The sequence below is a fragment of the Chitinophaga arvensicola genome, from assembly GCF_900110835.1.
GTDB lineage: Bacteria > Bacteroidota > Bacteroidia > Chitinophagales > Chitinophagaceae > Chitinophaga > Chitinophaga arvensicola.
In genome coordinates this window covers 1,539,420-1,553,286 of record NZ_FOJG01000002.1, presented here as the reverse complement: position 1 = coordinate 1,553,286, position 13,867 = coordinate 1,539,420, and the positions used below count along the sequence as shown (strand labels likewise).

Here is a 13,867-nt window from a genome sequence, read left to right as displayed (position 1 = left end):
AAATCCCTGTGTTCAAAACCCACCAATCAATTCCCGTCCTCACTCATCTATCCGTTTTTCATTTCTCCGGAATGGCAAATTAATGTGCGCTTTCCTTCCAAAAAAGATGCCATTGGGGGTTATATAAGATAAACTTAGTGCAAATAAAGACAAAAAACCCGAGGCGATCGTTATTTAGATGTATTTTTTTGCACTAACGTTAACGGCTACAGTGAAATAATTGTTTACTTACTGCAGGGGAGAACCGGGTTCTTTTTTAAAGTGATTGTAAACCATTTTGTCCAGGAAGCCGGGGAGGAGTTTGCTCAGCAACACTGTAAGCTTACCCTGACCGGTGAGTACCAGCGTACGCTTACGTTTAGCGATGGCCGTTGCAATGGCTGCTGCCACCGCCTCTGCGCTCATGAGCTTACCTTCATCCAAGGGAGTTTCGCTTTGTGCCTGTCCCTGTGGATTGAGGGCAGTATTGCGGATATTGGACGCCGTGAAGCCGGGACACACCCACATCACGTTAACGCCTGTATGTAAATTTTCTGTGCGCAGCGCCTCCAGGAAGCCCTGCATCGCGAATTTGGAAGCGGAATACCCGGTACGTGCCGGCAATCCACGGTAGCCCGCAATAGATGATACGCCCACAATGGTTCCCTTATTGGCCAGAATAGACGGATAAGCAAACTTGGTACAATATACCGTTCCCCAGAAATTGATATCCATCAGTGATTTCAACACACTGACATCCAGATCACGGAACAAAGCACGCATAGAAATACCGGCGTTGTTGATCAGAATATCCACTTTACCAAACCTGGTGATCGTACTTTCAATAAAAGCTTTGCAGTCGCCCTCCACACTCACATCGGCCACAAAGGTAAATAGCCGGTTATTATTGACCTCCTTCTGAAGATCATCGAGCGCATTTTGTTTTCTGCCACATACGGCTACATTAGCATCCTGCGCCAGTAATTCCGTGACAAGGGCTTTCCCGATTCCAGACGATCCGCCGGTAATGACTACCGTTTTATTTTGAAAGTACGTATTCATGGGTATAATTTAAGCCCCACAAAAATAGGTGAGTAACATCAAATTATTACAACGCATTTACAGAAATGTAATGAACTATTTTTGTGGAAGGGTGTTATAATGTGCAGTGGGACTAGGTTTTGTGATTTCTGGAATAAAAATTTGGTAGGAATTAAAATATTACTATTTTTGCACCCGCTTAACAGCGAAAATGATTCCCTAGCTCAGTTGGTAGAGCAATACACTTTTAATGTATGGGTCTTGGGTTCGAGTCCCAAGGGGATCACGAAAATAAGAGAAGCCTTCAAGTCGCGAGATTTGAAGGCTTTTTTCGTTCGATAATTTTTGTATCAGTTTTCAACAAAAATTAAATGGTTTATTTTCAGGGAGATCCGGATTCTAGTTCCATAAAGTTGTAATGTTTGTTAATACAAATTGTTTCATAAGTGAGCAGAATATATAGTTTGCCCCTCGTATTAGTTTTGCGGCATAATCGATGTTTAATGTCGTAAAATATGCCAGAACAGCACAATATAGAGTACAAGCAATCCTGGAGAGATGAGTATCTTAAATGGATATGTGGATTCGCGAATGCACAAGGGGGAAAATTATTTATTGGTATTGATGACGATGGCATTGTGGTCGGAGTTGATGAATATGGAAAATTGATGGATGATATACCGAATAAAGTGGTTAATCATTTAGGACTAGTTGCTGATGTCAATTTACATAAAAAAGAAAATAGACATTACATTGAAATTGTAGTCCCCACTAGTAGCGTTCCAATCGCGTATCATGGTATCTATCATTATCGTAGTGGTAGCACAAAACAAGAATTGAAGGGCATTGCCTTACAGAATTTGCTTTTGAGAAAAATAGGCAGAAAATGGGAAGATATGCCAATAGAAGGGGGGACATTAAAAGACCTAAATGAAGGCACCATCCAACTCTTTATTGCCAAAGCTGTTGAGAAGAACAGAATTCCATCTGCCGCGGGAGAAATGAGAATTGATGTACTATTGAAAAACCTTGATCTAATAACAGAACAAGGCCAGTTGACAAATGCTTCTATGTTGCTTTTTGGTAAGGATCTTATGAAGGTGACTGTGACAGCAAGTTTTAAAATTGGTAGATTCGGTAAATCAAGTCATGATCTTTTATTTCATGATATTGTCGAAACCAATATTTTTGATATGGCAGATAAGGTTATGGAGGTTTTAAAGACGAAGTATTTAATAAGACCAATTTCTTACAAAGGTTTAGAAAGACTAGAACCTTTGGAGTATCCGGAGTCGGCCCTACGTGAGGCAGTATTAAATTCCATTATTCATAAAGATTATTCAAGTACCTACATATTTCTTCGTGTTTATGATGATCGTTTACATTTATGGAATCCAGGAAGTTTACCTGAGGAGTTGAGCATTGATGAATTACGAAAGGAACACTCGTCCTATCCAAGGAATAAAAATATAGCAAATGTTTTTTTTAAGTCTGGTTATATTGAATCATGGGGAAGAGGCATTAATAAAATTATTGATGCTTGTTTTGAAGCAGGATTGCCTGAGCCTCTGATTGAAGAAGAGCAGGGGGGCTTTAGCATAACATTTCTGAAAGATATTTATACAGAGGATTTTTTGCGGCGATACGATCTCGAGGAAAGACATATTAAGGTATTGCTGTTTATGAAGGCGAATGAACGAATCAGCAATAGAGAATACCAGGAGTTATTTAATGTATCCAAGCGTACAGCGTCATACGACCTCCAGTTATTATTAGAAAAGAATTTGATTTTAAAGATTGGTTCAACAGGGAAGGGGACTTATTATGTTTTGCAAAGGGGCAATAAAGGGGCAAAAAGTGCCGCAAAGGGGCAATAAATGAATCTTAGTATTTATTGTTATAATGTGTATAGGGCTTCCAACGCAAAAAATTAATAAGTTCGATTTCTGTACCATATCGATCAGGAAGGAGCGTGCTACAATTCCAAATAATTTATCACGCTTTTTTATTTTTCTAACTTTAGTATGATATAAGTAGTCTACCTTAATTTGGCAGCAAATCTTTTCTTGATATGCCTACCATAAAGCCATTTAGCTCTTTTCCACTTAAAGCTAAGATTTTCATTTGTTCTAGATCACTGAACTCAACGGTTATAGAGTTGTCGTCGATCAGAAAGGCAGAAACACCGGAATCGCGACCTAGATTTTGGCAAATTTCCATATTCTTATTTATTGATGAATAATCAACAAATAACGGAGGAACATAATTTCACTGTGTGTCCTATCATATAAGAGTTAGATTAACTAATTAATAACAATTATTCAAGATTCATATTTTCAATACATGATAAATAAGATAGTTAGAGATTCTCTGTTTCAGGAGATCACGGAAAATAATACAATTCGAAGTAAGTGCCACGCTTTTTATTTTTTCAACAAATGATTGATCTTTTATAAGGAAGACACTGGTTACTCTGAAAATAACAATGAAAGAATGATTTATTTACTAAATTTAGCTACGGGCTTAGTCTATAGTGACCTCTAGGATTTAATTAGTTTTTACTTGAGTATTAATTTCTCGTAGTTATGAATTAAATATCATGTGATGGAATTGTTCAAAGATTGGGGTATTGATGAGAATCCATTTAAGACTTCGCCGCTTGAGCCAAACGAAGATGGGACTAAATTGCTTATAGGGCGCACTGACGAAATCGAAATGTTTAATGCCAACCTATTTAATACACCTTCTCTCGTAACCGTTGAGGGACCTAACGGAGTTGGTAAAACTAGTCTGATAAACGTAGCATTGTATAAATGTTATGAGAACTACTATAAATGGTACAAGGAAGAAGATGAAAAGAATGAAAAAGAGCGAAAGCGAAAGCGTCTGTTTATTCCTTGCTACAGAAATTTTCAGATTGATCCTTCAAAAAAGATAGAGGATTTTATTGATGAAGTGTTGACGGAAATAGCTCAAACACTTTTGAAAAGAGCTAAAGATTTGGAAGATCTTGGATTCGAGATTCCTGATGATTCAACATCCATTGATAAGTGGTTAAATTCTCCAATGATTTCTAGCTTTCAAGCTACATTAGGTCCTGTTGGGATGGGCTTTACAGAGGCTATCAATAGCTCTAAAGGGTTTGAGAAAAGCGGATTTAGACATAAAATTAAAAATTGGCTGCAGGAAATTTTTCCTGCTAAGCCTGGTGGTGGAGTTGTTTGTACAATAGATAATTTGGAAATAATAGGGACGTCTGACTCTGCAAAGAAAAATATTGAGGAATTGAGAGATTCACTATTCAATATTTCGGGTATTCGTTGGGTTCTTTGTGGCGCATCCGGAATTGTAGGAAATATTGCTTCATCAGCTCGGCTGAAAGGATTTTTACATGATCCAATTGAAATAAAGGAAGTAAATACGCATTGTGCTAGATCCATTTACCATAGTCGAATTAAATACTGCTCACATAATGATAGTTTCTACATTCCCTTGAGTGAGAAGGCATTTATTGTATTATTCAATAGGCTTTCACATAATATAAGAGATACTTTCAAATATGCTAGTGATTTCTGTATGTACACTTACTATAAAATGAGTGATAGGAAATGGAAGCGTGAATCAGAAAAAGATATTTGCTTTGAAGAGTGGTTTGACATGAGAGCAATCCAGCAGCATAAAAAGTGAGCTTTGACTTTATTTATAAATCATTATATATGCTCAATACATACAGATCAGAATGTAGAAAGTTCGAGTTTTGTACCACAGGGATCACGAAGCGTGATACAATTCGAAAGAATGTATCACGCTTTTTTTTGAATACCTTTTTTACCCGTCTATTAATTCTCTTTCCATCTCTTCAACGGTAGGTAGTTGAGTTTTCAAGCTGTCTGGTATAATTTCAGAGAGTTCAAAGGAACTTATACCTATAGGTTTATTCAAATCGCGCAGCGCATATTCCACTTCTATTTTATCTTTCATTCTGCATAGTATCATTCCAATTGAGGGACTATCAGTAGCATGTTTTAACTGGCTATCCACTGCGGATAAGTAGAAGTTCAATTTACCTGCATATTCTGGCTGAAATTTTCCAGCCTTTAATTCTATGACTACAAAACAACGAAGATGTAAGTGGTAGAATAATAAATCCAGGAAATAGTCTGACTCACTGATTTCTAATTTATATTGACGGCCGACAAAGGCAAAACCCTTCCCAAGTTCCAGCATAAAATGAGTTATTTTCTGTGTAAGGGCAAGCTCAATTTCTCGTTCCTGGGCATTCTCTTCTAATCCGAGGAAATCAAAATGGTAGGGATCTTTAATACTTTCAGCTGCAAGATCAGATTGCGGCTTGGGTAGGGTTGATTCGAAGTTGTGATCCGCTTTTCCTTGTCTTAAATGATAATTGCTTTTAATGTTAATCTCAAGTTGCGTCCTTGACCAACCATTTTTATGGGTCGCTTTCGCATACTGGACGGCTATTTTGAGTTCTTTTATTTTTGAAATCAGGAGTCGCTGATAAGACCAGGGTAATTGTGCCACAGGTTGTGGCACAAATTCAAATTCTTGTGAAAAGAAGAGGTACCACTGCCGGATTGTATATAAATTTCTCCGTGAGAAGCCGTTTATTTCCGGGAACCCCCTCTTCAGATCAATGGAGAGTTGTTCCAGAAAGTTATCCCCCCATTTTGATTCGGTTTGCCGTAAGACAATTTCTTTTCCTAGTTCCCAATAAAGCTCAATCAAAGCAATATTGAAATTGGCCACCGCCTTTAGTTGAGCTTGTCTTACTTTGTGCTTTATTTCTAATAGCCAATCTTTGTAATCTTTTTCATTCATAGATTATTTGTTATTATCCTTGAACAATGGTCATTATAGCTTTACCATCGGGTACATAAGTTAAAAGAACATTCATATAGAAATGAATCAATCAACAGAATAAGAATGGATTAACCATCTGATAACAATTTGGCATATTAAAATGGGAGGTTTTATATTGGATTAAGAATAGGTTTATCGGTTTATCGGCGCTGGATTTAAGGGCTTAGAGACAGCAATGCCTGCATATAGCATAGAAGAAAGTTCGATTTCTGTACCAAGGGGATCACGAAAATAAGATAAGCCTTCAAGTCGCAAGATTTGAAGGCTTTTTTACGTTCGATAATTTTTGTATCAGTTTTCAACAAAAATTAAATGGTTTATTTTCAGGGAGATCTGGATTCGAGTCCCATAAGGTTGTAATATTTGTTAATACAAATTGTTTCACAAGTGAGCAGAATATAGGGTTTGGGCTTGGTAATAATTTTTTAGGATATAGATCTTTAATACCGCAAAATATGCCAGAACAGCACAATATAGAGTACAAGCAATCCTGGAGAGATGAGTATTTGAAATGGGTATATGGTTTTGCTAATGCGCAAGGTGGTCGAATATTTATAGGCGTAGATGACAACAGTCATATCGTTGGTGTAGAGATTTGCAAGAAATGATGGAAAGGAGATTATTACGGAAAATAGGCACTACAGGAAAAGGAACTTCATATATTTTTGAAATGCTAAGGTAATACGGGCCATAAAGGGGCCAAAGGGGCCATAAAGGGGCAAGAGTGCAGGAATGGGGCCATAAAAGGTATTGTAATATTAGTATTATAACGTATGTAAAGCTTTCAAGTCAAAAAATAATAAGTTCGATTTCTGTACCATAGGGATCACAACAAAGAAAACAAACAGTATCAAAGCCACATAAATCGTAGGATTTACGCGGCTTTCCTGTTTTTGGGATATAAAGGTTTATCATTCAAAACGAAGGTGAATGGTAACATAAAAGGTTACACTGGCAATACTTAATTTTAGTGTAACCTTTCTCTCTGTAATGCTTCACTGATCAGGGTTTTAGGACCTCAAACCAAAACAATTAACACCAAACAAAACCACAAGCGTTAACCTAAACCCACAAACAAGATGAAAGTCAGTCAAGAATTATCAATTTCATTCTGGTTAAGGAAGGACAACAATAACCCCGACAGCAAAGCAACTATTATGCTGCGGATTACCATCGATGGACAACGTGATGATTTTTCACTGGGGTACCAGGTAGAACCGGCGCGGTTCAATAATAAAGCGGCCGAAGTTGCCGGCAATCGATGGAGGCTATAGAGATCAACAAACATATTCTTCATTTAAGGGGAGGGCTGATTCTGCATTATAACCTGCTGAAGGCGCGTAAGGACCGACCATTACTCTAATAATGCTAAAGAATACCTATTAAGGCATTCATATCGAAAGAAAGACACTGATACAGGTCATCGACTGAGGGAACTCTGGCCTCACAGAGAGTAAATGAGCCTTACTCCCAGACTTCTCAGGTATTTAGAGATGAATTAGGACGACACCATAAATCTTTTATATTTGTGACGGGCTATATTGAACCGGTGCTAACGAGGCTGGCAACATTAGGATTGGAAGGGCTGGTTGCCTCCATTGCTACCACTACTGGCCGGCCTGCATTAACTCAAACTGAAGAAGACGCTACAGTTGGAAATTAAAAAGGGCGTATAAGTTACTTAACTGGCTTGTAAATAATCGTTTCAATGTGTGGAAATTAAATACATTACAACATACAATAACTGACCCATATAGATTTCGATTTTTTAGGACTTGACTTAAGCCGGAAGTTGAATTGTGCAAAAGGCATAATTGGTTTACAAAACTTGATTAACTATGTTTAATTTGTTTAAAAGATCGAAAGTTGAAGATTGGGAAAAGCAAATGCTGTTAAATATCTTTTCGGATCTCTCAAGCGATTTAAGTTACTTGAAATCGCAAATTAAAGATGGAATATTGAAAAGTGTATCATTTAATACTAAGGTGATTCCTAATTATGTTGGTTTTAGATACAATCCAGAAGTTATTGGTAAGTATAGAGACGAGAATAAGAAGAGTTATATCCTCAAGGGTGCTAAAGTATATGACAAGCTTTCAAGATCTTATCTTGATGTAGATATCTATGTGCTTGCGGGTACAGTTGCTGGATATGCAACTCTTGTTAGTAGTAATGTAAACCTTGATGTTTCCAATTATAAAGTTTCAGATTTATCATGCATTCCATTTGGCGCTAATGATTATGACCGTATTTCCCACTTATTAAGTAAGGAGGCTAGAAAAAAAATTAACCCTGACAACGTCTATGAGGTTGAGTTGGATGGAGAAAAGTATTTTCATGTTAAGGAGTTGCCCGATGGAGATTTTATTGGAATTGACCTAAATGGTAAGGTTTATAAATTTTCGCATGACCCGTATGAAATTTGTGAGATAAATAAGGCTTTGGAGTTCGTACTATAAATAAGTGATTAAGGGTGATGGAAATAGAAGATGTAACTATATCAGCAAAAAAAACATGTACTCAATAAAGTTATGTGGAATTGCAGTTGTTTATTGATAGGAGTTCAGATGCGAAGAGGTTCGAGTTTGGTCCCATAAGGATCATGAAGCGTGATACAATACGAAAGAATGTATCACGCTTTTTTAATGCTATATTTAATTAACACGCTATTTTAGCTTGGCGGCATAATTATCTCTAACATGCCTACCAATATAACTATTTAATCCGCTTCCACTCAGGGCTAGTGATTTCATTTGCTCTACATGATCACTACCCGGCTGACTATAATTGTAAAGGTACATACCGCCTTTACTGAATTCAACTGTTATAGAGTTGTCGTCAAATAGAAAAGCATAGACGCCAGAATTACCTCCTAGATTTTGGTAAACTTCCATTTTAATATTTATTAATAAACAATCAACAAATAACCGTAGAGTATATTTTTAATACGTATCTTTTTTCCTATGGAAATTAGATTAACCAATCAATAACAATTAGCTAATGACAACAATGCGTTTATCCCTTGAATAAAGTAGCTTGATTTCTGTCCAAGAGGGATCACAACAAAGAAAATAAACAGTATCAAAGCCGCATAAATTGTAGGATTAGGCAGCTTTTCTCTATCCACCTGCGGAGTACTAGTGGGTTTTGCTCTCAGAAGATTGTATCAGGCATCTTTTGCGTCAATTTATTTCAACGTACGTAATAAAATGGCAAATGGGTTCATCGTCTGATTTAGGTATATTTACGGATATCCCTTTGCGTAATTTTGAGTATCAGATGCCGAAGTCTGGTTATAATATCTATTTTATAAAGTTGAGATGATGGAACTTACTTCAGCCAATACCTTCTTTGAACATATGATTTTCAACAGTGGGTTGCTACTTTTTACAGGTATGTTTTTTTTACAAGGCGTGTGGATCCCAGGAGTCATATTGGCAATCTACATCGTTCTGTTCAGGATGGGATGCCAGTATCCGGTTGCCATGCGCCTTTCAGGCCCCCTGCTGGAAATAGAGTACCGGCGGTTTTTTAAACGACGTACCCTGGGAGTAAAGATTGTAGATACCGTACTGGCGTTAAATTTACAATATGAAAGCGGTCGTAAGGCCGTTTTTATAGATACTTCGTATTATGTACTAAATATCATAACTAATGGCAAAACTGAAGCTTATGCAGATAGCAGAAACGGATTTACATATGAAAAAATGATGTCTTTTATGCAGGCTTTTGCCGATGCCAAAGCTAAATTGTAATATGGCTATTGCCTGTTCTCGGCAATACCATAGGAATCACAACAGGCATATCAAAGGTTATTAAAGCCGCTTAAATCACCCGATTTAAGCGGCTTTTTTGTTTTACCAATAAAAGGTAAAGCATACAAAAACAAATCTGAAAGGATACAGTAAAAAAATATACTTACTGTATCCTTTTCTGGAGCGTTTATCAGTAAATTATTAGGACTTACAAACCGATACAAAAGCGACCAAAAAAAATTTTAAATCGGACCTAAAACTTTACTAGACTATCAAAGTAAGTCAAGACTATCAATTCTTTTTCATCTCCGCTACAACAATTTGAATCTTGAAGGCAATGTAGCTATCTGTGTTCGGATCACCGTTACTGGATTTCCTCGTGATGGATTTTCACTGGTTTACAAAGTTATTCAATAAAGATGCTGGCGCCATTATCAGCAAATCTGCTGAAGCCATAGAGATCAATAACCACATACCGTACATCAAAATTGAACTTATCCGGCATTACTACTTATAAGCATTTTTGTTTGTATGATTGTTAAATCTTACCGGTTTTTCCGCTTTGCTACTTCTTCATTCATCACTCACCACCAATCCTGCGTTTATAGAAGAATAATCCCTGTAACGAACAAAATATAGGTCTTGCTGTTATACCGCTTATGCTACTGATGATGATAAAGAATCAATGCTACATTTATAACAATTTAAAAAGCAATGTATGTCTAAACGATTCACAGATTCAAACTTTTCTCATGAAGTGCTGTCCTCTAACAAACTCTGTGTTGTTGACTTCTGGGCACAATGGTGTGGTCCTTGTAGGGAAATGGCCCCAATTATTGAAGAGCTGTCTGATAAGTATGCCGATAAGATAATTGTGGGTAAATTGGATGTGGACGAGAACCCCGAGTATAGTAAAGGATATGGAGTTACCAGCATCCCTGTGATCATGTTCTTCAGAAATCGCCAGGTTGTTTACAAACATGTTGGCTCCATTTCGAAAGAGAAACTCGACAAGGAAATCCAGGAATACCTCGAATCACCAAATAAGATCCAGGAATCCCTCAAATCATCAGGGAGCATACATGAAATGCCGCCCCTACCAGGGCTTCCTTTGTCTCCAAAATATAAAAGGGACGCCTGACCCCAAGGGTCTTAATCCTAAAATATATAGCCCGTAAGACGGGCTATATATTTTTAAGATTTCAAACATCGCTTATCAGAACCCTTTCTGTGTTGCCTAACAAAGAGTATAAGGAACAAGAGGCATCTACCAGGTGGATTAAAAATAGGATTATCGGTTTATCGGCGCTGGATTTAAGGACTTAGAGACATTAATGCCTGCATATAGCATAGAAGAAAGTTCGGGATCACTGGAAGACTTGAAGACCTGCGCGCCGCGCAGGTCTTCTTTTTTTTGCTCTATAATGATTGTGTAGGGCGGTAGCGTTTACGAGGCTTTATAAAAAGCAGAACTATCTTTAAGAATTTACGATTGTTTGCTGAAAAATAATGCCTATCCCTGGCGTCTCAATATTAAGGCCCACAATTAATTTCCCCCTTCACAATTTGATACAATTACAATGCTGACGGGAATACGCATTTGTAGTTGTATAAGATATTCCTCGATAGGGCTGTTACTCCGCACGTAATCTATCAATTGGATTTGCCCTGGCTGCGTGAAATACTCTCGTGCCGATGATCGCACTGCAGCAAAGTAACATAATGAAGAAGGTACTAATGTATGGCACTGGTCCGGCAGCAGGATGATATTGATAAATAACCTGGAAAATAAACTTGCTGGTAAACAAGTAGCCCAAAGTTGAACCTATCACGAAAGCAATCAGGAGAATACGTATGAATTCACGGTTAACCAGACCAATGATTTGCAGTATCGATGCACCGAGTACTTTGCGAATACCAATTTCTTTGCTTTTCTTATCTATGTTCAAAGAAATTTGTGCAAACAAACCTGACGCCGATAAAAGCAAGGTAATTATAGCCAGAAAAAAAGCAATCGATTTGAATGCCTGCGTCATGCGAATTTCTTTTTCAATTAAATCCGATTGCAGATAGCCCCGGTATGGAATATTGGGCACCAGCTGATGCCATGCGGCCTGCAAGTATTTGGTTACTTGTGGCAATTTATCTTTATCAGTGCGAACAACCATAAACTTATACTCATCAGGTTTAGCCATGCGTAGCACACAGGGAGGTACAAGGCCATGCAGGCCATACTCTTTGTAATCGTTCACCACACCAACAATTGTGTAGTGCATACTATCCAGGGTCACTTGCTGGCCGAGTGGCTGTTTTATCTGCAATCGTTGCAGAAAAGTTTCATTGACCAAGATCGACGCATCTACATCAGTATTGTGAAAATGACGCCCCTGCAATAGGCGTATTCCCATAGTATTTAGGTAGCCTTCGCCACCAACCTGTGCAACCTGTGTTTGTATTTTGATATTTTCTACTTGAGCAGTTTGGGTATAAGTGCCATCACCAATTTGTTGAACACTTCCCGCTACACTTTTAATTTCCGGATTTTGTTGGATCGTCTGACTAAAAACGCGGTACTCCTGCGGGTTGTTAATTTCCACAACTGCTAACTCATTGATAGCATAACCAAAATCAACTTTTTGTTGAAATGATGCATTCTGAGACATCACAATGCCCACTACCAGCGCAAAACATGACAAACTAAATTGTGAAATCATCAGAAAATGTGTAAACCGATTGGCAGCGCCAAGGGCAGTTTTTCCTTTTAGAATCAGCAGTGGCTGAAAGGAACTCACATAAACTGCCGGATATAGACCAGAAAAGATGGCACTGACAGCTGGTATGCATAACAGGAATAGCCAAAGAGCATAATCCCGGCTATAGTCAGGGGAAAGGTCAATACCGGTAAGCTGGTTAACAGTGGGTAATAGCAAGTGGACAAACAGTAGCGCGATGGCAGCCGCTAACAGACATAATACGATGTTCTCGGTCAGGAATTGCCAGATTAACTGGCGCTTGTAACCTCCCATTACCTTTCTGATACCGATCTCCTTTAATCGGCTACTGGCAAAAGCAATGGAAATATTAGTAAAATTAAAACAGGTAATCAGTAAAATAAACAGCGACATAATGGCTGGCACTATAACGAGTATGCCACGGGGATTGGAGGTCAACTGGCTGCCATATACGTATCCAGGCATATCAATATCAGAGCTGGCTGCTATCGAAGAAAAAGGTTCGAGGGTAAAACCTGCTATTGGCCATTCGCTACGATTACGATTATGAAGTGCGACATAGGGGTTTAGATTGGTCTTCACGAAATGGGAGGCGTTCGCATTTTTTAGTTCAACAAATGTAGTTATGAGGCTTGGGTTCGCCCAATCATCCGGCGCTAGCTGTCCATGAGCAAGTCCATATTTAAAAGATGTAATGATATTGAACTGAATACTTGAATTGCCCGGGATTTGCTGCGTTACAGCTGCAACCGTGTAAATCTCAGGTTTACCTCCTGATGAAATAAGCGTCAGAGACTGGCCTACGGGTATTTGTTTTGGAAAGTATTTGTCCGCAAAAGCTTCGCTGATGATTATCTGATTCGATTGGTCAAAGCCAGACAGATTACCATATTTTATCGGGAAGTTAAAAAAATCAAATAGGGTCTTGTCTGCATAATGAATTTGCTCGTCGAAAGTATATTGACCGGTTTTTACAACAACAGCTGCACTGCTAAGCCTGGCAATCCGCTCAGCTCCGGCTGTCTCTCTTGCCATAGCTTCAGCAAGTGGTAAGGGCACTACGCCCCAGGATTGTGTACTTCCATCTATCACGCGCATACTGTTTAACCGGTAAATCTGTTCAGTATGAGGATGATTCCGGTCAAAGTTCTCTCTATAATTGTAGTTGAGGTAAGAAAGTATGCAACAGGCAATGGCAAAGCCTAAGCCTACAACGTTGAGAACTACATAAATCTTGTTGCGCCAAAGAACACGGAAAGCGATCTTCAAGTAATTTGAGAACATAAGGTTAATTTATAAAGTACTTTTAAACTGTATCGTGATGGCGCTATGCGAGCTATTTTAAAAGTCATCGTAGGCATTCTGATAATTGGTGACAACTACCATACCATTTGTTCTGATGTTGTCCTGTCTGCTGTGGTGGCCGTTTTATGTTGTAGTGACGATTATCTTTATAAGTTATAATGTGCGGATACGGAC

General features: G+C 38.2%; 11 protein-coding genes and 1 tRNA gene. 8 read left to right on the top strand and 4 right to left on the bottom strand.

The features are described from left to right. Positions 1–228: 228 nt before the first annotated feature. Positions 229–1,041, bottom strand: a complete 813-nt coding sequence (locus BMW79_RS23685) for an SDR family oxidoreductase (RefSeq protein WP_089898732.1) — start codon at positions 1,039–1,041, stop codon at positions 229–231. Between the two features lie 192 nt (positions 1,042–1,233). Here BMW79_RS23685 and BMW79_RS23680 point away from each other — a divergent pair. The 3 genes from BMW79_RS23680 (at position 1,234) to BMW79_RS23670 (ending at position 4,707) form a co-directional block, all read left to right on the top strand. Continuing rightward, positions 1,234–1,306, top strand: a tRNA-Lys gene (locus tag BMW79_RS23680). A 229-nt stretch (positions 1,307–1,535) separates the two neighbouring features. Continuing rightward, a complete protein-coding gene (locus BMW79_RS23675) occupies positions 1,536–2,897 on the top strand; it encodes an ATP-binding protein (RefSeq protein ID WP_089898730.1) in 1,362 nt (453 codons plus the stop codon). Between the two features lie 727 nt (positions 2,898–3,624). Continuing rightward, positions 3,625–4,707, top strand: a complete 1,083-nt coding sequence (locus tag BMW79_RS23670) for an ATP-binding protein (RefSeq protein ID WP_089898728.1) — start codon at positions 3,625–3,627, stop codon at positions 4,705–4,707. Positions 4,708–4,848: 141 nt separating this feature from the next. Here the strand turns inward: BMW79_RS23670 and BMW79_RS23665 are convergent, their stop codons facing one another. Further along, on the bottom strand, positions 4,849–5,859 hold the full coding sequence (locus BMW79_RS23665; RefSeq protein ID WP_089898726.1) for a PDDEXK nuclease domain-containing protein: 1,011 nt from the start codon (positions 5,857–5,859) through the stop codon (positions 4,849–4,851). Positions 5,860–6,356: 497 nt separating this feature from the next. Between BMW79_RS23665 and BMW79_RS23660 the strand changes: the two genes are divergently transcribed. The 3 genes from BMW79_RS23660 (at position 6,357) to BMW79_RS23650 (ending at position 8,360) form a co-directional block, all read left to right on the top strand. Beyond that, entirely contained in the window at positions 6,357–6,509 is a 153-nt protein-coding gene (locus BMW79_RS23660; RefSeq protein ID WP_089898725.1) for an AlbA family DNA-binding domain-containing protein, read from the top strand. 471 nt (positions 6,510–6,980) lie between these two features. Then, the gene (locus BMW79_RS23655) at positions 6,981–7,175 is read left to right on the top strand and encodes an Arm DNA-binding domain-containing protein (RefSeq protein WP_089898723.1); all 195 of its coding nucleotides are present in this window, start codon (positions 6,981–6,983) and stop codon (positions 7,173–7,175) included. Positions 7,176–7,739: 564 nt separating this feature from the next. Next, positions 7,740–8,360, top strand: a complete 621-nt coding sequence (locus BMW79_RS23650) for a hypothetical protein (RefSeq protein WP_089898721.1) — start codon at positions 7,740–7,742, stop codon at positions 8,358–8,360. A 207-nt stretch (positions 8,361–8,567) separates the two neighbouring features. Here the strand turns inward: BMW79_RS23650 and BMW79_RS23645 are convergent, their stop codons facing one another. Next, entirely contained in the window at positions 8,568–8,795 is a 228-nt protein-coding gene (locus BMW79_RS23645) for a hypothetical protein (RefSeq protein ID WP_089898720.1), read from the bottom strand. Between the two features lie 426 nt (positions 8,796–9,221). Here BMW79_RS23645 and BMW79_RS23640 point away from each other — a divergent pair, with 426 nt between their 5' ends. Together BMW79_RS23640 and trxA are read left to right on the top strand one after the other, a co-directional pair. Next, complete coding sequence (locus tag BMW79_RS23640) at positions 9,222–9,656, top strand: hypothetical protein (protein WP_089898718.1); 435 nt, start codon at positions 9,222–9,224, stop codon at positions 9,654–9,656. Between the two features lie 718 nt (positions 9,657–10,374). Beyond that, positions 10,375–10,797: a thioredoxin gene (gene trxA, locus BMW79_RS23635; RefSeq protein WP_089898716.1), complete on the top strand. Its 423-nt coding sequence runs from the start codon at positions 10,375–10,377 to the stop codon at positions 10,795–10,797. Between the two features lie 493 nt (positions 10,798–11,290). Here trxA and BMW79_RS23630 read toward each other — a convergent pair whose 3' ends face one another. Continuing rightward, on the bottom strand, positions 11,291–13,672 hold the full coding sequence (locus BMW79_RS23630; RefSeq protein ID WP_089898714.1) for an ABC transporter permease: 2,382 nt from the start codon (positions 13,670–13,672) through the stop codon (positions 11,291–11,293). Between the last annotated feature and the right edge of the window lie 195 nt (positions 13,673–13,867).

Coding starts and splice junctions, on each gene's coding strand:
- BMW79_RS23685 (WP_089898732.1), bottom strand. CDS start 1,041: ATGAATACGTACTTTCAAAATAAAACGGTAGTCATTACCGGCGGATCG.
- BMW79_RS23660 (WP_089898725.1), top strand. CDS start 6,357: ATGCCAGAACAGCACAATATAGAGTACAAGCAATCCTGGAGAGATGAG.
- BMW79_RS23675 (WP_089898730.1), top strand. CDS start 1,536: ATGCCAGAACAGCACAATATAGAGTACAAGCAATCCTGGAGAGATGAG.
- BMW79_RS23665 (WP_089898726.1), bottom strand. CDS start 5,859: ATGAATGAAAAAGATTACAAAGATTGGCTATTAGAAATAAAGCACAAA.
- trxA (WP_089898716.1), top strand. CDS start 10,375: ATGTCTAAACGATTCACAGATTCAAACTTTTCTCATGAAGTGCTGTCC.
- BMW79_RS23630 (WP_089898714.1), bottom strand. CDS start 13,672: ATGTTCTCAAATTACTTGAAGATCGCTTTCCGTGTTCTTTGGCGCAAC.
- BMW79_RS23670 (WP_089898728.1), top strand. CDS start 3,625: ATGGAATTGTTCAAAGATTGGGGTATTGATGAGAATCCATTTAAGACT.
- BMW79_RS23650 (WP_089898721.1), top strand. CDS start 7,740: ATGTTTAATTTGTTTAAAAGATCGAAAGTTGAAGATTGGGAAAAGCAA.
- BMW79_RS23645 (WP_089898720.1), bottom strand. CDS start 8,795: ATGGAAGTTTACCAAAATCTAGGAGGTAATTCTGGCGTCTATGCTTTT.
- BMW79_RS23640 (WP_089898718.1), top strand. CDS start 9,222: ATGATGGAACTTACTTCAGCCAATACCTTCTTTGAACATATGATTTTC.
- BMW79_RS23655 (WP_089898723.1), top strand. CDS start 6,981: ATGAAAGTCAGTCAAGAATTATCAATTTCATTCTGGTTAAGGAAGGAC.